Source organism: Vibrio sp. 1562, from assembly GCF_033340155.1.
GTDB classification, from domain to species: Bacteria; Pseudomonadota; Gammaproteobacteria; order Enterobacterales; family Vibrionaceae; genus Vibrio; species Vibrio alginolyticus.
In genome coordinates, this window is record NZ_JAWOVY010000013.1 from 24058 (window position 1) to 43627 (window position 19570).

Annotated in this window: 17 protein-coding genes; 2 read left to right on the plus strand and 15 right to left on the minus strand. The window is 44.4% G+C overall.

What is annotated here, in order from left to right:
* Positions 1-5: 5 nt before the first annotated feature.
* Positions 6-917 (minus strand): HTH-type transcriptional regulator MetR, encoded by a 912-nt coding sequence (metR, locus tag R7Z49_RS14510; protein ID WP_005386724.1) that lies wholly within the window; start codon positions 915-917, stop codon positions 6-8.
* Between the two features lie 281 nt (positions 918-1198).
* Between metR and metE the strand changes: the two genes are divergently transcribed.
* Positions 1199-3481 (plus strand): 5-methyltetrahydropteroyltriglutamate--homocysteine S-methyltransferase, encoded by a 2283-nt coding sequence (gene metE / locus R7Z49_RS14515; RefSeq protein ID WP_318111776.1) that lies wholly within the window; start codon positions 1199-1201, stop codon positions 3479-3481.
* A gap of 133 nt (positions 3482-3614) precedes the next feature.
* Here metE and R7Z49_RS14520 read toward each other — a convergent pair whose 3' ends face one another.
* The 8 genes from R7Z49_RS14520 to R7Z49_RS14555 all read right to left on the minus strand — a co-directional run bounded on the left by R7Z49_RS14520 (position 3615) and on the right by R7Z49_RS14555 (position 11293).
* A complete protein-coding gene (locus R7Z49_RS14520; RefSeq protein ID WP_005386726.1) occupies positions 3615-4007 on the minus strand; it encodes a GspS/AspS pilotin family protein in 393 nt (130 codons plus the stop codon).
* A gap of 3 nt (positions 4008-4010) precedes the next feature.
* Entirely contained in the window at positions 4011-4307 is a 297-nt protein-coding gene (locus tag R7Z49_RS14525; protein ID WP_005386727.1) for a YciI family protein, read from the minus strand.
* A gap of 115 nt (positions 4308-4422) precedes the next feature.
* On the minus strand, positions 4423-4818 hold the full coding sequence (gene yciA / locus R7Z49_RS14530) for an acyl-CoA thioester hydrolase YciA (RefSeq protein WP_005376768.1): 396 nt from the start codon (positions 4816-4818) through the stop codon (positions 4423-4425).
* Between the two features lie 225 nt (positions 4819-5043).
* Entirely contained in the window at positions 5044-5607 is a 564-nt protein-coding gene (locus tag R7Z49_RS14535) for a septation protein A (RefSeq protein WP_318111778.1), read from the minus strand.
* Positions 5608-5805: 198 nt separating this feature from the next.
* Positions 5806-6048, minus strand: a complete 243-nt coding sequence (locus R7Z49_RS14540) for a hypothetical protein (protein WP_005376770.1) — start codon at positions 6046-6048, stop codon at positions 5806-5808.
* A 111-nt stretch (positions 6049-6159) separates the two neighbouring features.
* Positions 6160-8700 (minus strand): hybrid sensor histidine kinase/response regulator, encoded by a 2541-nt coding sequence (locus R7Z49_RS14545; protein ID WP_318111780.1) that lies wholly within the window; start codon positions 8698-8700, stop codon positions 6160-6162.
* Complete coding sequence (locus R7Z49_RS14550; protein WP_318111781.1) at positions 8693-9877, minus strand: acyl-homoserine-lactone synthase; 1185 nt, start codon at positions 9875-9877, stop codon at positions 8693-8695. The genes R7Z49_RS14545 and R7Z49_RS14550 overlap by 8 nt, the downstream gene beginning before the upstream one ends.
* 156 nt (positions 9878-10033) lie before the next feature.
* A complete protein-coding gene (locus R7Z49_RS14555) occupies positions 10034-11293 on the minus strand; it encodes a dicarboxylate/amino acid:cation symporter (protein ID WP_170897281.1) in 1260 nt (419 codons plus the stop codon).
* Between the two features lie 543 nt (positions 11294-11836).
* Here R7Z49_RS14555 and R7Z49_RS14560 point away from each other — a divergent pair.
* Complete coding sequence (locus tag R7Z49_RS14560) at positions 11837-13378, plus strand: long-chain-fatty-acid--CoA ligase (RefSeq protein ID WP_115386163.1); 1542 nt, start codon at positions 11837-11839, stop codon at positions 13376-13378.
* A 126-nt stretch (positions 13379-13504) separates the two neighbouring features.
* Here R7Z49_RS14560 and R7Z49_RS14565 read toward each other — a convergent pair whose 3' ends face one another.
* From R7Z49_RS14565 to R7Z49_RS14590, 6 genes are all read right to left on the minus strand, one after another.
* The gene (locus R7Z49_RS14565) at positions 13505-14200 is read right to left on the minus strand and encodes a Crp/Fnr family transcriptional regulator (RefSeq protein ID WP_005376777.1); all 696 of its coding nucleotides are present in this window, start codon (positions 14198-14200) and stop codon (positions 13505-13507) included.
* 196 nt (positions 14201-14396) lie between these two features.
* Complete coding sequence (gene trpA / locus R7Z49_RS14570; protein ID WP_318111782.1) at positions 14397-15203, minus strand: tryptophan synthase subunit alpha; 807 nt, start codon at positions 15201-15203, stop codon at positions 14397-14399.
* Positions 15203-16393 carry a tryptophan synthase subunit beta gene (trpB, locus tag R7Z49_RS14575; RefSeq protein WP_017820482.1) on the minus strand — a complete coding sequence of 397 codons (1191 nt, stop codon included), beginning with the start codon at positions 16391-16393 and terminating at the stop codon, positions 15203-15205. Before trpB ends, trpA begins: the two co-directional genes overlap by 1 nt.
* Positions 16394-16457: 64 nt before the next feature.
* On the minus strand, positions 16458-17897 hold the full coding sequence (gene trpCF / locus R7Z49_RS14580) for a bifunctional indole-3-glycerol-phosphate synthase TrpC/phosphoribosylanthranilate isomerase TrpF (protein WP_318111783.1): 1440 nt from the start codon (positions 17895-17897) through the stop codon (positions 16458-16460).
* Between the two features lie 13 nt (positions 17898-17910).
* A complete protein-coding gene (trpD, locus tag R7Z49_RS14585; protein WP_186584854.1) occupies positions 17911-18921 on the minus strand; it encodes an anthranilate phosphoribosyltransferase in 1011 nt (336 codons plus the stop codon).
* A gap of 37 nt (positions 18922-18958) precedes the next feature.
* Positions 18959-19567 carry an aminodeoxychorismate/anthranilate synthase component II gene (locus R7Z49_RS14590; protein ID WP_005434961.1) on the minus strand — a complete coding sequence of 203 codons (609 nt, stop codon included), beginning with the start codon at positions 19565-19567 and terminating at the stop codon, positions 18959-18961.
* Positions 19568-19570 lie beyond the last annotated feature (3 nt).

Below are 19570 nucleotides of genomic sequence, written 5' to 3' on the forward strand. Positions count from 1 at the left end.
ATCTTTTAAGCCACCTTGATTCCGTCAAGGTGGCTTTTACATTGTAGCCTCGCGGTTGCGAAAAAAGCTTGTAAGTAACGCTTTTCTTTCTCTGAGTGACGCGTTGCAGCAAACAAGCGACGCCATAAGCCTTGGCCGAAAGGTTTACTGGTAATAAGACCTTGGCGAGAAAATTCAGAAATCGCCCAATTGGGTAGTGCCGCCACCCCTAATCCAGCAGAGACCATCTGAACTAACATGAGAGTGTTGTCGGCTTGCTTCCATTTCGCAGGTTCTATTCCTGCTGGCTGAAGAAAGTGTTTTACGACGTCTAGCCTTTGTTTTTGAACAGGATAAGAGAGCATGGTTTGATCTGCGAGATCTTGCGGCTCAATAATTTCTTTTTCCGCCAATGGGTGGTTGGTTGCGGTAATTAAACGCATTTCAAAGTCGAATAGAGGCTCGTAGTGGACTTCGGATCGAGGTTGGATATCGGAAGTAATAACGAGATCGAGTTCGCCTGCCAATAGAGCTGGGAGTGGTTCAAAGCCAAAACCAGAGGAAAAGTCCAATGTTACGCTAGGCCAAGCAAGTTGGTACTCCCTAAGTGCAGGCATTAGCCATTGGAAGCAAGAGTGACATTCAATGGCCATATGTAATCGGCCATTGACGTCCTCTTTCAAGCTCGCTAAATCATTTTCTGCTCTTGCGAGTTTCGGAAGGATATCTTCTGCAAGACGCAATAGGATTTCTCCCTCTGAAGTGAACTTCACCGGACGAGTCTTTCTCAGGAACAGTTGCCCTCCAATTCGCGCCTCCAAATCTTTGATCTGATGAGACAGTGCCGACTGAGTGAGATGCAAAGCGGTCGCTGTCGCCGTTAGAGAGCCAGTGTCTCGAAGCGAAGTGAGTGTCCGCAAATGTTTTAGCTCTATCATGAATTCCTTTCATCCTTTGTTGCTCGCTATGAACAGAATAGCAATCGTGTAAATAACTTAACGACAAAAAATGGATATGTAAACGTCTAGACGTCTATTTGTTGTTTTTATTTGCGAATCATGTCGCTTCATGATGAATTTTTTTAATAAACAAGTTGAATAAATGGACGTTGTTCTAATATCAGATGAGAGCGATAGTTTAGCCATCCAGACATCTTATTCTTTACCGAAAGATGCTCTGATCCAAACAAATTGAACAAAATTGAGAAAGGAATAGGGACATGGCGACAACGACTCACATACTAGGTTATCCACGCATTGGTGAAAAAAGAGAATTAAAATTCGCTCAGGAGAAATACTGGCGAGGAGAAATTGATCAAGCTGAGCTTAAAAAGGTTGGGGCAGATCTACGCGCCAAAAACTGGCAAACACAAACGGATGCTGGTCTGAGTTTTGCCACCGCTGGCGACTTCGCTTGGTACGATCATGTACTGACGACCACGTTGCTATTGGGTCATGTGCCAAAGCGTCACGCTGATGGTTTCCCTAACCTGGATACGTTGTTCAAAGTGGGTCGCGGTCAATCTCAGGCGGGTTGCAGCTGTGCGGGCGCTGCGGCATCGGATATGACCAAATGGTTCAACACAAACTACCATTACATTGTCCCTGAATTCAGCAAGGACGATACGTTTGAAGTGAGCTGGCCGCAACTGTTTGAAGAAGTCAACGAAGCGCTTCAAGCTGGCCACCAAGTGAAGCCTGTTTTGCTTGGTCCAGTCAGTTACCTTTACTTGGGCAAAGAGGTCGAAGAAGGGTTTGACCGCTTAACCCTGCTACCACGCTTACTTACTGCTTACCAAGCTATTTTGGCAAAGCTCGCAAGTCAAGGTGTTGAGTGGGTTCAGATTGATGAGCCAATTTTGTCACTGGAGCTAGAAAGCAAATGGGCTGATTCGTTTAAGCTAGCCTACCAAGTGATTCGAAGCGATGTAAAAGTGCTGCTAACGACGTACTTTGACTCCGTAAGCGATACGCTAGACAAAATTGTAGAGCTACCGGTAGATGGTTTGCATATCGATTTATCTACCGTCCCTAAGCAGCTTGACGATGTGGTTGCCAAGTTACCGGAGGGGTGGGTGCTTTCTGCTGGCGTTGTGAATGGTCGTAACGTGTGGCGTTCAGATTTAAGTGCCCAACTCGAGCGTCTACAGCCAGTCAAAGAGAAACTGGGCGACAAACTTTGGGTTGCCAGTTCATGCTCTTTGCTACATAGCCCGGTTGATCTGGAACAGGAAACAGAACTCAGTGAGGAAGTGAAAAGCTGGTTTGCGTTCGCAAAACAAAAAGTAACAGAAGTCGCCTTGCTTGGCCGCGCACTCGATGGTGATCAAGATGCGATTCTCGCTTGTGATACCTACAGCCAGCCAATCAAAGCACGTAAAACGGCAACGCATGTGAATAAGCCACAAGTTCAAGCACGTTTAAACAGTATTACTGCGTCACTTGCCGAGCGCAGCGCACCTTACGCGGAGCGTGCTGCGCATCAAGCTGAAGTATTGGGCTTGCCTTTGTTGCCAACCACGACAATCGGCTCTTTTCCTCAAACGGGTGAAATCCGGGTGCAGCGCAGCGCTTATCGTACAGGTCAATTATCTGAGTCTGAATATATCCAAGCACTTAAAGGACATATTGCTGACGCAGTAAAACGTCAAGAGGCGCTCGACCTAGATGTGCTAGTTCATGGTGAAGCAGAGCGTAACGACATGGTGGAATACTTCGCTGAGAACTTGGCGGGTTTTCAAACGACCAAATTTGGTTGGGTACAGAGTTATGGTTCTCGCTGTGTGAAACCTGCCATTGTAGTTGCTGACATTGAACGTGAAAAACCGATCACAGTTGAATGGTCGACGTACGCACAATCGCTAACCAGCAAACAGATGAAAGGCATGTTGACTGGACCAGTAACGATTTTATGTTGGACGTTCCCACGTGAAGACATCACACGTCAAGAAATTGCGCAGCAACTTGCTTTGGCACTACGTGATGAGGTGTCTGACCTGCAAGATGCAGGCATCAATATCATTCAAATTGACGAGCCAGCCATTCGAGAAGGTTTACCACTCAAAAAACGCGATCACAAAGCGTACTTAGAATGGGCCGTAAATGCGTTTAAGGTCTCTGCGGCAAGTGCAAAACCAGAAACTCAGATTCACACTCATATGTGTTACAGCGAGTTCAATGAAATCATTGATTCGGTTGCGGCACTCGATGCGGACGTCATTACCATTGAAACATCTCGCTCAAATATGGAGCTGCTGAAAGCATTTGAAGAGTTCAATTACCCGAACGAAATTGGCCCTGGTGTTTATGACATTCACTCACCAAACATTCCTACGGAAGAATGGATTGAAGGTTTAATCAAGAAAGCGGCAGAAAAAATTCCGGCTCAACGTTTGTGGGTAAACCCAGATTGTGGTCTGAAAACACGAAACTGGAAGGAGACAGAAGCGGCATTGGCGAATCTGGTTTCAGCGGCGAAGAAGCTCCGTGCTGAGCTGGCGTAATACATCGTTGCAGCAAATAAAAACGGAGACTGTGGTCTCCGTTTTTCTATTCTTAATTGTTAACTTTCGTTTTCAGATTATCCAATAATAGCGAATCATCGTCTCATGCCGAAAGCAACAAAAATTACTGTAGCTACTTCACCTGAGTACAAGTTTGTGCGGAAACCAACTCATCTGCCATCAACTGACCGCGAGAATTACGTACCTTAATACGATACATCAAGCCCATATCAATTTGCTTGCGAACTTCTGGGTTGCTGCAGTAGGTATAGATACTGGTATTCAGTACTTGATTTAACGGCTTTGCACCGAGTGCGCCATCGTTATAAATCATCATCATCTCTACAACATTTTTGTTGGATGAGACACGCATTATTTGCAGTGGACCGTACTCTAAAGGGAGGCCCGCAGACAAGACTCCTGCTCGGTTTGATGCCATAAGCTCAAGTTGGCGCTGATTATCATCGGTTGATGAACAGCCAGCCAGAGCACCAAATACCAAGAAAAGACACAGTAATTTTTTCATAAATTAAAACACTTTTTTGAACGGTTTCACGATTACATGATCGTAAACACCAGCCGCTACATAAGGATCGGCTTCTGCCCACGCTTTAGCATCCTCTAGAGAGGCGAATTCAGCGATGACAGTTGAGCCCGTAAATCCAGCTTCACCAGGATTGTCAGAATCTATCGCAGGCATCGGACCAGCTGTAAGAAGGCGGCCTTCGTCTTGTAGCTTTTGTAAGCGATCCAAGTGTTGTGGGCGAACGCTCATGCGTTTTTCCAACGAGTTCTCAACGTCCTGTGAAAAGATGACATACCACATAGCATAGTTCCTTAATTGGTAGGGTAAAGTGTTAATTTAACGCCTTTTTTGTGTCTCTCACAAGTGAACAACAGAAAATGTGAGATCCTTTCTAACTGTTAGCGTTGTAGGTTGACTAATTCTGAACCGGACGTGGTTTACCTTCACTGTCAATGGCTACGTAGTTGAAGGTCGCATCACAAACCATGAAGCGTTCGCCAACACCGTGAGCTTTGACGGGTTTGACCCATACTTCCAAATCGACACTCATGGATGTGCGGCCGATCTTAGTGCATTCGCCGTAGCAGCATACGACATCGCCCACACCAACAGGTTTTTTGAACGTAATGCTTGATACCGAAACGGTGACAACGCGACCACAAGAGATCTCTTTTGCCAGAATCGCGCCCGCTAAGTCGAGCTGAGACATTATCCAACCGCCAAAAATATCGCCATTGGCGTTTGTATCTGCAGGCATTGCAAGGGTACGAAGCAGCATTTGACCTTTCGGAGAGCTAATTTCTTGACTCATTGTGACATCCTAAATCTTAAAGGCGCTCAAACTAAGCGCCAACATAGTAAATACCTAGAACCAAAGGTCCTTAAAAAACCGCAGATACCGGACCAGAGAAAGTTGGTTTACAGCAGCAAGAATGGTCTGAAAACGGTACGTTGTTTGAGCGGTTTACTGATACATGGAGCAAAACAGCGACCCGAAGGCCGCTGTGAAGTCGCGGATTATAGCAAAACTGAGTTTTTAATCATCAGTGGACACATCGGATGAGTTATTTTTTTGTTCTTTTGGCATGTGTTTATAAATGTAAAAGCCAGTCGCAAACATGTAGGCAAATGTCGCGATCAACATTCCAAATACTTTGAAGTTAACCCAAACATCCAACGGCAATTCGTAAGCAATATAAATGTTTAGGCCAGCGAAGAATGAGAAGAAGCCAACCCAAGCCCAGTTAATCTTTGCCCAAACAGCGTCAGGTAACGTAATTTCCTTGCCTAGCATACCTTTGATGGCTGATTTTCCCAATGCGTGGCTCACTGTTAAGCCAATCGCCAGAATCGCGTAAATGATGGTGACTTTCCACTTTATAAAATTGTCGTCGTGGAAGAAAAGGGTCATGCCGCCGAAGATAGTGACGATAACAAATGTTATTAGCTGCATCTTTTCGACTTTCTTATACAGCGCATAGGTGACGACAAGCTGAATGCCTGTTGCTGCGATCAGTGCACCTGTCGCCACATAGATGTCGTACAGCTTGTATAAAGCGAAGAAAACGATGAGTGGTATAAAGTCTAGGATCTGCTTCATGATGGCAAAATCTACCTAATTGTTGAATTGAAGACAGTCTAACGGAATCTGACAAGATGTGAATACTGGGGAAGTTAAGGTAAGAATAGTAACGCTTAGTATATCGTACAGCCCGCAAGCTTCTTCCACGTCGAAACAGCAAATGGAAAGAATAAAAATTGCCGCGTGAAGCGGCAATAAAGTTGAGAGTTTTAAACCTTAAGCAACACGTTGATATTGGGAAATAAGCGTTTTTACATCTTCTAAATAGCCTTCCCGTAGTAAGTTATCGACCGTTGCTTCTAGCTCTTCGAGAGACATCGTGAAGCAAGTGGATTTACCAGTCATCAGGCTCAGATATTGATGATACTCTTCTTCTGTATAGTGGCCTAAGCGATCAAGTAACAGTGTTTTGATTCCATGATGAATCAAGCCGTAGTATGTATGTCGATGAAGTAACATGGCGATCTCCTTATCAAGCTCATACGCTACTCATTTGCAGCCTGCTTGACCTTCTGGATAATTCGATTTACCCCAATAATGCACATCTAGTGCCAATTCTATATTTGCAAATTAAAAAGTGTTGGAAGGTGCAAAATTCTCGTTCTGTAGCCATCTTTGGATGACGACTTGAAGTGCATTTAACGTGGTGGGCTTTTCGAGCCTGTCATCCATGAGTGTCGAAATTAGCTCCAACTCTCTAGCTCCAGACTCACCAGATAAGGCAATGATTGGAACGGAGGATGTGATTTGCTTAATCCGTTGGCTTGCGTCAAATCCATTCATTACCGGCATTTGGACATCCATAAGAACGAGATCAATCTTGTGAGAGTGGAATAGTTCTACCGCAGAGGCTCCATTATTTGCTTGTAAGCTGTTGACTCCCAATCTTTTTAAATACATCTGTACCAAGGTGCGTTGCACCTCTTTGTCATCTACAATGAGCACTGTTGGTGCATCTTTACATACTTGTACGTGTTGAGCTGAATGATTTTCAGAATGTGATGCAGTTGCTTTCCAGCTATCAAAGTCCGGTGCTCTTAATGTCTCTGGTTTTGGTGCGTTTGGTACGACTGGGAAATACAAGTAGAATTCTGTGAACTCGTTCAATTCAGACTGGCACTCTATTCGTCCTCCGAAGGAGCGCATAACACGTTGGCAATAGCCCAAACCTAAGCCACTGCCTCCGCTTTTTTGATACGAGAAAAAGTCATCAAATATCTTGTGTAAGATACTGCGATCTATACCTGGCCCACTATCTCGGAAGATCAGAATGTTTTCGTAAGCCCCCGTCTGGGTACGAATCTCAATTTGACTGTCGGGATAAGAATCAAAATAGTAGATAGCGTTACGAATCAAATTGAAAATGACAAAGTTAAACAGGGTCTCATTTAACTTCGCGACAAAATCGTGTGCCTGTGGCAGGTTAATTCTCTCTATTATTTGATCGTTTTCAAAACCATAACGGCTTACTGCTTGGTCGATGGCTTTATGTATGGAAGTGAGAGCTAAAGGCTCATGCTCTGGTGAACTGTCGCTAACTTCTCGTAAAATAATATCGATAAGTTGTCGACCGCGTTGTATAGCGGCTTCACCTTTATCAATTTCTCTTTTTAGCGTATCCAGTGAGGCGTTTGACTCTATATGCTGTTTTAAAGCTTCAAATTGTAATTGTACTTGAGCGAGAGGGTTACGCATTTCATGTGCAATGGAGTTAGCCAGCGCACGGCTTTGGCGTACCTTTCTATCGGCTTCAATGGTGCTCTGGATGCGAACTAATAACGTTTGCAGAGCTGAGATTTCTTCATTAGAAAACAGCTTATTATCTATTTTATGTGAAGAAATCAGCAAGTGAGTAACAGATTTTCCACGACCGAAGAGAGGCATAACGAGCGCAGTATTGCTTGAGCGCATGCGCTCGTAGAGCTTTCTCATCGACCCTTTAGAAGAGGAGGCATAATCAATTTCTTCAGACAACTCATCAAGCACGAGAACTGACTTGCTTGACGGCAGGTACTCTTCGTAAAACGTTTCTGTGTAATTGCTAGTGACTAGCTGTAGCTTGTTGTTTGGTATGTTAAGTAACGATGCCAACTGACGCATAGCATCATCTATTGAGCGTTTAAACTCTTCCTCTAACCCAAGGATTTGCTGAACGGGAGTGTGTCGTTTCCCATAAATAAAATACGAAGCGAAACGACTGACTCGCTTAAAAAGCAAGTGCCAAGTGATACCGATAAGCGCGCATAAAGGTACCGCAACAAGCCATTGGTTATCTTCAGAGATAGGAATAAATATCGCCCCTAGCGGCAGAACAAAAATGGCGCAGACTAAGAGCGCGCTTACCGTTAAGTACGTGAGATATTTAGCGCTGTAGAAGCGAGAGGTAAGTAGGGCATAGCCCACAAACAACATTTCGCTGATTGAAAGTGCTGGTGGTAACCAAGTTAGGGAGAAGTCGCCAAGGAAATACGTCATTCCAAGGTGTATCACTGCCGTAGATAACATGAATACCAAAATGCCAGCGATCATATAGTTGCTTTTTGCTAGCGTGAGCTTGCTGCTGTTCGCGCGCATGGCAATCAAGTTAAGCAGCGTTAGTACCACGAAAGCTAGCAAACTAATGAAAAAATATGAGGTATGTGGGCCAAATTCAATGACGAACTGGCTTGGACCACTAATGGTGACATTTTCGACAGTAAGATTCGGCACTAAGTTGATGTACAGTGAATACGTTGCTAGTGCGACAAAGACGACTTTTTGCCAGACTTTGACCGCTGTTTTTTTAACATCTGCGGTTAACTGGCAAGAAAAATAGAATGCAAACGCAAAGGCGAAAAAAGACGCTAAGTTCGCTAACTTAGCCATAAAAATGCCACCAACAGAGCCTAATTCTGGCAATAAATCGGTATGGAAATAGGCGTTGCTGCTTATCCAAACAATGATACAGCTGGAATAAGCGATGTAAGGCGCGTGATGCGAGCCTAAGATTGATTCACTCTTCTGTTTTAGGCGATAGCAGTAATACAGTAGCCAAGCGAATACTATTAGTACAGTCGCGTACAATGCCATTGCTTTTGGGTAAAAGAGACCGTGCAAATGAACATCAAGCATGCTCATTCACCTTTTTATCCATTCTTTTTGTTCGTACGCAATGTTTGTAGTCGCGAAATTGTATGTCTTGAAATGCTTCAACCATCATACCTAAATTCCAGAAACCGCGGTATGTCTTGGTACCGTCACCGTTAATGTCGCGGTATCCTGAGTGAAAGTAGGCACTTAAATCAATAGATTGATAGAAATTTAACATAAATACTTGCTCAATAATGGTAAAGCCGAGCTTATAGCCTGCTTTATAGAGCTCGCTCATCATAGTTTTTTGCGCCAGATACAAAAAATACAGCTTTTGTTGGATGTTGCCTTCCACCGTAAGGCGCAGCACTTCGCAAACCGCTTCAGTGTTCTTTACACGAGATTGAAACTGAGCATCAAACTCAATAAGAGTGTGCTCATGAGTTAGAGCACGACACTCCAAAATACCCAGTTGATTGAGAACACTGTACCCATGATTAGGAAAGCAAAACTGCCATTGTTCGTTACTAAACTGTGGTGAGTAACTGAGCCAGTTATTTCGTTGATGCCAGCTTTGCACTAAAGCGGAGGAGACCATGATTGGTGAAGATGACGATTTGAACAAGAGCGCAAAGTGCTGCCCTTTTTGCGAGAGTGATAAAAGAGGCAAGATTTCAAACCATTGTTCAGTTTGGACGAAAAGCTCAAGATTACTCAGTGTGACCGCTTCGGAAATCGGCATTAACGCTGCATGATTTGGCAGCATTACCTCAAGATCGCAATCTGCGATATCTTCAATTAACACGCTAGTATAGCTGTGGTCGTCAAACGGAAGCGGAGTAGGAATCGCAGCTTCGTTTGAAGGATATTTTTGCTTGATTGCTTCGATCTCGCATTGACACCAGAAAACCATCCAATGCGGGTAACAATCTGCGGCAAGTTGTTCAAGTAAACGAATCTCTTCGGAGAAACCTGTCGGATACTGTTGCACTAAATCTCGATAATCCATTAACTCAAATAGTGCAGAAAGACTTTTTGATGCGTGTTTAGGAAAGAGAGATTTAAGCAGTTTTATTCGATACAGAGCAACCTGTTGAAAAAGAGCATCTCGTTTTTGTTTCGTTAGGGTAAGAATAACTGAGTCAACCAGTGCCTGCTGCTTTGATTCGATCGGCAAATTTGTTTTGGTGAGATATTCCAAAGATTGCTCAAGACTCATGATATAACCTAGCTCTAACGTTTTGTTATATTTTGTAATGGTTTATATCATTTTGAAAAATTTATGCCATCGGTTTCTATTTGTATAGTTACGTAATGCAAGAAAAGACAAAAAAACCGCTCATAATGAGCGGTTTTTGGTCTATTCAAGAAAGGGTTAGGCTTCTTGCTTTTTTAGCTCAGCTTCTGCCGTTTCTTCTTCAATTAGCGCATCAACGATAACTGCACATGCAGCATCACCTGTGATGTTCAGTGCTGTACGAATCATATCGAAAATACGGTCAAGAGCGAATAGCAGCGGTAGACCTTCAATTGGAATACCAGCGGCAAGAAGCACGGCAACCACTAGGAAAGAAGGGCCAGGAACACCCGCTTGACCAACCGCACCCAATGTAGACGTTACGATAATTGCAATGTAAGCGCCCATGCCTAGATCGATATTGAACAGTTGAGCAAAGAAGATAGCAACCAAGCCATAGTAAATCGCATTACCTGACATGTTGATCGTTGCGCCTAGAGGCAGAACAAATGATGCAGTTGAATTTTTTACGCCCAGCTCTTTTTCACAGGTGTCCATTGTGACAGGCAGTGTTGCCATAGAAGACGCTGTTGAAAGCGCAACTGCTTGCGGTTTCTTCATTGAAGACAGGAATTTCTTCGCAGATGTCTTCGTTAAAACATGCACCATTGCTGGGTAAACAACGAAACCGAAGATTAGGATGGCGGCAACGTAAACAACGAACAGTTTAAACACCACCATTAGCGCACCAAAACCGAACGTACCGACGGCTTCTGCCATCAGACCAAATACACCGATAGGTGCAATGATCATTACTTTGTTGATCATCCAAACCATTGCGTCAACGATGCAGTTAACACCATTGATGATTGGTTCACGACGTTCTTTTGCTTGCTTAGAAATCGCAATACCAAAGAACATACAGAAAACGAGGATCTGTAGGATGTTTGCTTCATTTAGTGATTGGAAAACGTTGGTTGGGATCATACCAGTGATGGTTGCCCAGAAAGTAGGTAGTTCACCTTTTGAAGCGTATTCTGCTGAGAACATGCCTTCAACGCCAGAGACGTCGATACCCATGCCTGGTTGGAATACTTCACCCATAAATAGTGCAAGCGCAACGGCTAGGGCGGATGTTAAACCAAAATAACCTAGAGTGACGATGCCAACTTTACCTGCTGACTGGCTGTTCCCAAGACCAGCGGCGCCAGAAATCAAGGCTACAGCGACCAAAGGAATAACCAACATTTTGATTAAGTTGATAAAGATAGCACCTAAAGGAGCGAACACCGTCGCATCATGACCCATCATGGCACCAACGGCTGTGCCCACGATCATGGCGATTACGACTTGTACGCCAATGTTGTTTAGCAAACTCTTTTCTTTTAACACTTCCATAACCTCTGTGCTAATAAAATGTAAAATCCTAAAATTACCCACTAACCATAAATGGATTTACGGATAATTATCTCGCCTTGCTTTTTACACTTATCGTTTACAATTGGCAATATGCAGCAAGGTATTATTGATGGATTAATCGATATTTTGTTGACGAACGATAAAGTTTTGTTCAATAGCAAACGTTTGCCATTGATTTTTCTTATAAGTGTTACGCTTGGGATTGTTCAAGTTTATTTTTCTTTATTTGTTTTCTTTTTGTTAATTTTAACCGCTTTTGTATTTGCTATTGCAGTCAGAGTTTTTAGTGACTTGGGTTGATATTTATAACAATTCATCTCTTTCAAGCTCACACTTTTATTAATTTGCCTTCTGAAATGTTAATTGCTTTACATTCTTAGTCCTGATTGCATTGTAAACATAATGTTAAATTGTAATGACTGGTGAGACTCAAATGCTGACGATCCAGTGTTAGAGATAACTTGCTTAGTTAATGCTCCTGAGCTGATTAGACGAGAAAGACAAGTAAGAGGTAAAGATACTATGATGAATCTTGCTGCTGCGTTACAAAGAAATGCTGCGAGTAAACCAGATAAAACGGCGTTGATATGTGGCGCTGAAAAGATAAATTATGCTCAATTTGATGCGATCGCCGGCAAGATCGCAGCGTCTTTAATCAATAAAGGCGTAAAGCCAGGTGACCGCGTTGCGATTTCATGCCCAAACATTCCTTTTTTCGCGTTTGTTTATTATGCAATACAAAAAGCCGGCGCGGTTGCAGTCCCATTAAATGTGCTTTTGAAAGCGCGAGAAATTAAGTATCACTTAGAAGATTCAAAAGCGAAGTTTTATTTCTGCTTTGAAGGAACGAAAGAACTGCCAATGGCAAAAGAGGGCGTCAAAGCCTTTGAACAAGTCGATACATGCGAAGGCATAGTCGTACTGACTCAATCTCAAGATGAAAGCTATTGGAATGGTGTAATAACTCTCAATGCGTTTATAGCCGATGTCCAACCGTTGCCGGATTATATACCGCGTAATGCGGATGATACTTGTGTGATTTTGTATACATCAGGGACGACAGGCTTACCAAAAGGCGCTGAGTTGACCCAGCAGAACATTATAATGAACGCTCTGGTGGCACAAAATATTATGGGCAGCCAGGCCGATGATATTCACTTAGTAACTTTGCCTTTATTTCATACATTTGGTCAAACCGTCCACTTAAATGCTAGTGTTTTGGGCGGGGCAACATTGGTGTTAGTGCCTAGGTTTGAGCCTAAACATGTTCTTGAGCTGGTGGAAAAACATAGGGTGACGATATTTGCTGGTGTGCCAACGATGTACATCGGTCTGCTTCATGTGCAGCATCAATTTGATACCTCGTCATTGCGTGTTGCAGTAAGCGGTGGTGCGTCATTGCCAACCGAAATCTTTCGAACCTTTGAAGAAACATTTAATGTGCCGATCTTAGAAGGATACGGGTTGTCGGAGACAAGTCCTATTGCATGTTTTAATCATTTGGATCAGGAGCGCATACCAGGCTCGGTAGGTCAACCGGTTCAAGGTGTCGAAGTAAAAGTTATCGATATTGAAGGTAATGCACTACCGATAGGCGAAGAAGGTGAGATTGTTGTGCGTGGTCATAATGTTATGAAGGGATATCTTGACCGCCCAGAAGTTACTGAATCTGCGCTACAAAATGGTTGGTTCCATACTGGTGATGTGGGCCGCTTTGACAGTTCAGGTAATTTATTTATTGTCGATAGAATGAAAGATCTGATCATTCGAGGTGGATTTAATGTTTATCCCAGAGAAATTGAAGAAGTTTTCATGACTCATCCTGCAGTTTCAATGGTAGCGGTGATAGGGATTCCAAATGAAGAGTATGGCGAAGAGATAAAAGCTTACGTTGTACTTAAACCAAAAGAATATATTGACGCCGATTCATTACAAAAGTGGGGTAAAGAGCAATTAGCCTCGTTTAAATATCCTCGTTATGTCGAAATTCGTGAACACCTCCCGATGAGTGCGACAGGAAAGATTTTGAAACGTGAGTTGAAATCTGAATTGAATATAGCTTAGTCAATTCAATGGTTTTTGTGTCACAGCGCCACTTGCCTAAGCGCAAATGGTGTTGTGCTCTTGACCAATTAGATGCATAAGTTTTTTAGCTATCGTTAGACAATACTTAGCGTTTGTTGAATGGATCTATTGCTCGAGTTCTTTAAAGTATTCTTCTAAGCGTTTCGGATTGGTAATGGTTACTGAGCCATAGTTTAGCTCTAGCATCCCGATACTTTCTAGTCGTTTTAGTATCTTGTGTACGCTCTGACGAGTTAGCCCCATCATGTTAGCGATATGTTCTCTTGTTACCCTGACAACGCATGGTCGAGTATCGATCGCTTGATTAAGTTGGTATTCAGCAAGTAGCAGCAACCTTTTGGCGACTCGTTCTTCAATTCCTCTAATCGCGTCATCTTCGATAACAGAAATAGCAGACCACAAGCGGCGGCTAAGTAAGTCTAGTATAGTGGGGTAACTTTGAGGGTATTTGGCGAGTAATTGGCGAAATTTATCTCCAGGAAGCTCCATTACAGTCACGTCCGAATGCGCGGTCGCACCAAAAATACGAGGCATACCGGGAGAAAAAACATTGTCTCCAAACCAGCCACCAGCTTCGAAAATCATCAGTGTGACTTCTTTGCCTTTTGAACTAATTGAGTTCACTCTCACTGCACCTTGAGCTATGACCATAAGAGAAGATTGAAGCGCACCTTTATTGCAAATCAGTGCTTTTTCGTCGAAGCAGCGAACCTTAGTCATTTGCGCTGCTTCACTAAGCCCTTTATCTGGCAGCCCTGATAGTACAGGACATTTGGCTAGCAGTGTTTTGACTTCTTCCATGTAGCAACCTTACTGCACATTGCTTTATTGAGTTAGTTAAGTTACCCAAGCTTAACACTCTTGGAGTGCTCTGCTTGAGATAGATTTGGAAAGTGCGGGCGTTGAACAAAAAATGACGTGGTATAAACGCGATAGTAAGAAAACGCCCACTAAACATAATGTTAAGCGGGCGTTGTTGTGTCATATCAAACTGAAATTATTTTTGAGTGGCAGCTTTCATTGCAGAAACGAATTCACCTAGCTTGTCGAGCATAATTTGTGGCTGCTCAACGTTCGCTTCAATGATTTTGACCACGGCTGAACCAGAAATTGCACCAGCGGCGCCAGATTCTAGTGCTTGTTTCACCTGTGCTGGCTCAGAGATGCCAAAACCAAGTAGCGCTGGTGGTGCATCAAATTGGTTCAGTCTATCGAGCATATGACCTACAGGCATGTTTGCTTTGGTTTCTGAGCCAGTAACACCTGCACGAGAGAGTAGGTAAGTGTATCCGCCACCCAACTCTGATACTTGCTTCAGTGTTTCATCACTTGCCGTTGGTGGTGCGATGAAGATTGGGTGAATACCAAACTTTTCTGCAGCAGCAACAAATTCGGCACTTTCATTAGTTGGCACATCTGCAATCAAAACAGAATCGATGCCTGCTTTTGCACAACGCTCATAGAAGTTCTCGATACCACGAGAGTAAACAAGGTTCGCGTACATCAGAAGACCAATAGGCAACTCTGGGTACTTAGCTCGGATCTTACCGATTTGCTCGAAGCAGATATCTGGTGTTGCACCTGACTCTAACGCGCGAATGTTAGCGCCTTGGATGGTTGGGCCATCGGCTAGTGGATCTGAGAATGGAATACCAAGTTCAAGGGCATCTGCGCCAGACTCAACCAGTGTTTCCATGATTTTGTAAGATTGCTCTGCGTTTGGATCGCAAACCGTTACGAACGGTACAAATGCGCCTTGGCTCTTTTCGTTTAGGCGCGCAAACATCTTCTCATAACGGCTCATTAGATTGCTCCTTTTTCTTCTAGGATGGCATGTACAGTGAAGATATCTTTATCACCACGACCTGATAGGTTAACAACCAACAATTGCTCTTTTTCTGGATTCTCACGTGCCATACTTAGTGCGTGTGCCACGGCGTGAGAAGATTCAAGAGCAGGGATGATACCTTCGTGACGTGCAATCTCTTGGAATGCTTCTAGCGCTTCATCGTCTGTCACGTTGTCGTATTCAGCACGGCCAATTGCGTTTAGGTGTGCGTGTTGTGGGCCAACTGAAGGGAAATCAAGGCCAGCAGATACCGAGTAAGACTCTTCTACTTGACCGTTTGGATCTTGCATCAATGGCGCTTTCATACCGAAGAAGATGCCTGTTTTACCATGCTTAAGTGGTGCACCGTGCTGGTCAGTATCGATACCTTTACCTGCTGGTTCAACACCAATTAGGCGAACACTTTCTTCTTCGATGAAGTCAGCAAACATGCCGATAGCGTTTGAACCACCGCCCACACATGCGATAACCGCATCAGGAAGACGACCTTCACGTGCCAAAATCTGATTCTTCGTTTCTTCACCAATCATGCGTTGGAAGTCACGCACGATGGTTGGGAATGGGTGAGGACCTGCCGCTGTACCTAGTAGGTAGTGCGCGTCTTCATAAGTTGCAGACCAGTCGCGTAGCGCTTCGTTACATGCGTCTTTAAGCGTTGCTGAACCCGAGTGGACAGGAATGACTTCTGCACCCATTAGCTTCATACGGAACACGTTCGGACTTTGACGCTCAACGTCTTTTGCACCCATGTAAACCCGGCACTTAAGGCCAAGCAGTGCACATGCTAGTGCGGTTGCAACACCGTGTTGGCCTGCGCCAGTTTCAGCGATGATTTCGTTTTTGCCCATGCGTTTCGCAAGTAGCGCTTGACCTAACACTTGGTTGGTCTTGTGCGCACCACCGTGAAGCAGGTCTTCACGTTTTAGGTACAATTTGGTTTTCGTACCTTTGGTTAGGTTACGAGTTAGAGTCAAAGCCGTTGGGCGGCCCGCGTACTCTTGAAGAAGGGTCATGAACTCACTGCGGAATTCTGGATCTTCTTGCGCGTCGATAAACGCTTGCTCTAGTTGCTCCAGTGCTGGAACTAGAATTTGCGGAACGTACTGACCGCCGTATTCGCCAAAGTAGGCATTCAGTTTTGCCATCGTTATATTCCTTCTCGTATTTTTCGCTACGAATAGCTTTAAATTTTTTAGCTGATATCCAGCTTTAGTAGCTGCGAATAGCGGTGAATGCCGCGAGCAACTTCTGTGAATCTTTTTTGCCTGGTGCGCTTTCTACACCAGAGTTTAAATCTAATCCCAAGCAACCGAGTGTCGCTGCTTGTTGAGCATTTTCTGGCGACAGTCCGCCCGCTAGCATAATTTGACTTGGGTCGCCGATCAGTGACCAGTCGAACACTTGACCAGTTCCGCCAGTTTGAGTGCCAACTTGCGCATCTAATAAATGGCGATCAATGTTGTCTGCTAGCAGTTCTGGCTTGGCATCAGTCACGCCGTAAGCTTTCCAAATTTCTACCGTTGCTGGCAGTTCGGCTTTGAGTTGGTTTACGTAAGCTTGGTCTTCTTGACCGTGCAGTTGCACCGCTTTTAAACCCAAAGAGGTGACGAAAGAAGCAACAAAATCGATGTCGTGATTTTGGAAAACGCCGACATAGTTCAGTGGAGCACCGCTCATGGTTAAGCGAGCACCTTCAAGGTCAACCGCACGCTTCGACTTCTCGACAAAAATCAGGCCACCAAATACTGCGCCAGATTGATACGCTTTTGCTGCGTCATCTGGATGCGTTAAGCCACACACTTTGTTTTCGCCTAACGTCACTTTACGTACAGCAAGTTCTAGGTTGTCTTCCGCCATCAGTGAACTACCAATCAAGAAGCCGTCTGCGTATTCCGCTAAATCACGAACTTGTTGATGTGTATAAATGCCAGATTCTGAGATTACTGTTGCATTAGGAGCCAGTTCCCGAATTGTCGGTGCCAGTTCTTTCGTACGATTCAAATCAGTACTTAGGTCGCGAAGGTTACGGTTATTGATGCCGATAACGCGTGCGCCTAGCTTAACAGCACGATGAAGCTCTTCTTCGTTGCTGACTTCGGTCAGGATACCCATGTTCAGGCTGTGTGCTGCTTCTTCTAGCGCTTTGTACTCTTCGTCATTTAGGACAGAAAGCATCAGTAGCACGGCATCAGCACTGTAATGACGTGCTAGGTAAACTTGGTAGGTATCTACCATGAAGTCTTTGCACAGAACCGGTTGTTTGACTTGACCGCGCACTTGAGGAAGGAAGTCAAAGTTGCCTTGGAAGTACTTTTCGTCTGTCAGTACCGAAATCGCGTCAGCATGGTTGTTGTAAACTGATGCAATGTAATCCAAGTCGAAGTGATCACGAATCAAACCTTTAGAAGGAGATGCCTTCTTACACTCGGTGATGAAGGCCGTCTTTTCGCCACTCAGAGCATCGTAGAAACTGCGATCCGATGGCAGCAAATCAGACTGAAATGTGCTTAGCGGTTGAGAAACTTTACGGTCTGCTACCCACTGATATTTGTCGCGGACAATTTTCGCCAGTACTTCTGCCATTTCTGCTTCTTTTTTAGAAACGTGTTCAGACAGGTTGTCAGCTTGCTGAGTGTTGAAGTCAGTCATCTTCTTCAATTCCTTAAGCGTGTGCGGCAAGTTGTTGTACCAAATGGTACGCCTTGCCTGAATTCATTGCCTCAATCGCTTGTTGCGTGTTGGCTTTTAAATCTTCGTGGCCGAATAGACGCATTAGCAGAGCAACGTTCACTGCCACTGCGCCCAATTGTGCGTCTGTACCTTTACCCGTCAGAATGTTGGTAATGATCGCTTTGTTTTCTTCAGGATCGCCACCTTTGATTGCTTCTAGTGGGTGCGCGTCTAGACCGAAGTCTGCTGGTGTTAGCGTGTACTCAGTGATTTTACCGTCTTTGATTTCGGCAACCGTTGTTTCACCGTGAATCGCCACTTCATCCAAACCACTACCGTGTACTACTGCTGCGCGCTTCATACCCATTTGTAGCATGGTTTCTGCGATAGGACGAACCAGTTCTTCACTGTAAACGCCCATCAATTCGATGTTAGGACGAGCAGGGTTAATCAGTGGGCCAAGAATGTTAAAGATGGTGCGTGTTTTCATGGTTTGACGCACTGGCATCGCATGGCGCACACCACCGTGGTATTGAGGTGCAAATAGGAAAGCAACACCGATATCGTCTACCGCTTTGCGCGTATCTTCTGCGCTCATAGCTAGGTTGATACCAAATGAATCAAGAAGGTCAGAAGAACCCGATTTGCTGGAAACGCTGCGGTTACCGTGTTTCGCTACTTTTAGACCACATGCTGCAGCAACAAACGCCGCAGTGGTTGAAATGTTGATGGTGTTGTGACCGTCACCGCCAGTACCTACGATATCTGCGAAATCGTAATCTGGGCGAGGGAATGGATTTGCGTTTGCCAGCAGTGCTTTGGCCGCGCCTGCAATTTCGTCTGGCGTTTCGCCTTTGATTTTTAGTGCAGTCAGTGCTGATGCCATCAAAATTGGATCTAGTTCACCACGGATAATGATGTCGAATAGCTGTTGGCTCTCTTCCTGAGTAAGCGATTCTTGCTCGTACAGTTTGGTAATAATAGGGTTGATGATTGTTTCCATATTTCCTCTCCTAAATTTCTTATGTGCCAAGTGCTTATTAAGCAGTGAGTGGGTTCGCTGAAGTTTGTTCTTCAAGTGCCCATTCAATGGCATTGGCCAACAGTGTTGCTCCGTAGGTCGTCATAATAGATTCCGGGTGGAACTGGAACCCGCAAACTTTATCTTCTTCATGTACAACAGACATTACCAAGTCATCCACTTCTGCTGTGATGGTTAGGCTCTCAGGAACCTTGGTCGCAACCAGCGAGTGGTAACGTGCAATTGCAAGTGGTGATGGTAGGTTTTGGTAAATCGCATGGTTTTGGTGCTCCATCATAGAGACCTTACCGTGAATGATTTCGCCCGCGCCAGCAACAGTACCGCCGTACGCTTCAACAATCGCTTGGTGACCAAGACAAATGCCGATCATCGGCACTTTGCCTTTCATACGTTGGATAAGCTCTGGCATTGAGCCTGCCTCTGACGGTGCACCAGGACCTGGTGATAGCAGAACCACTGGGTTTTCAAGCTCATTTACCGCTTGTTCAATGGTTTCTGCTGGGATGTTGTTTCGGTAAATCTTGACTGAGTGACCTAGCGAGCGGAATTGATCCACAAGGTTGTAGGTGAACGAGTCAAAGTTGTCGATAAAAATGATATTAGCCATCTC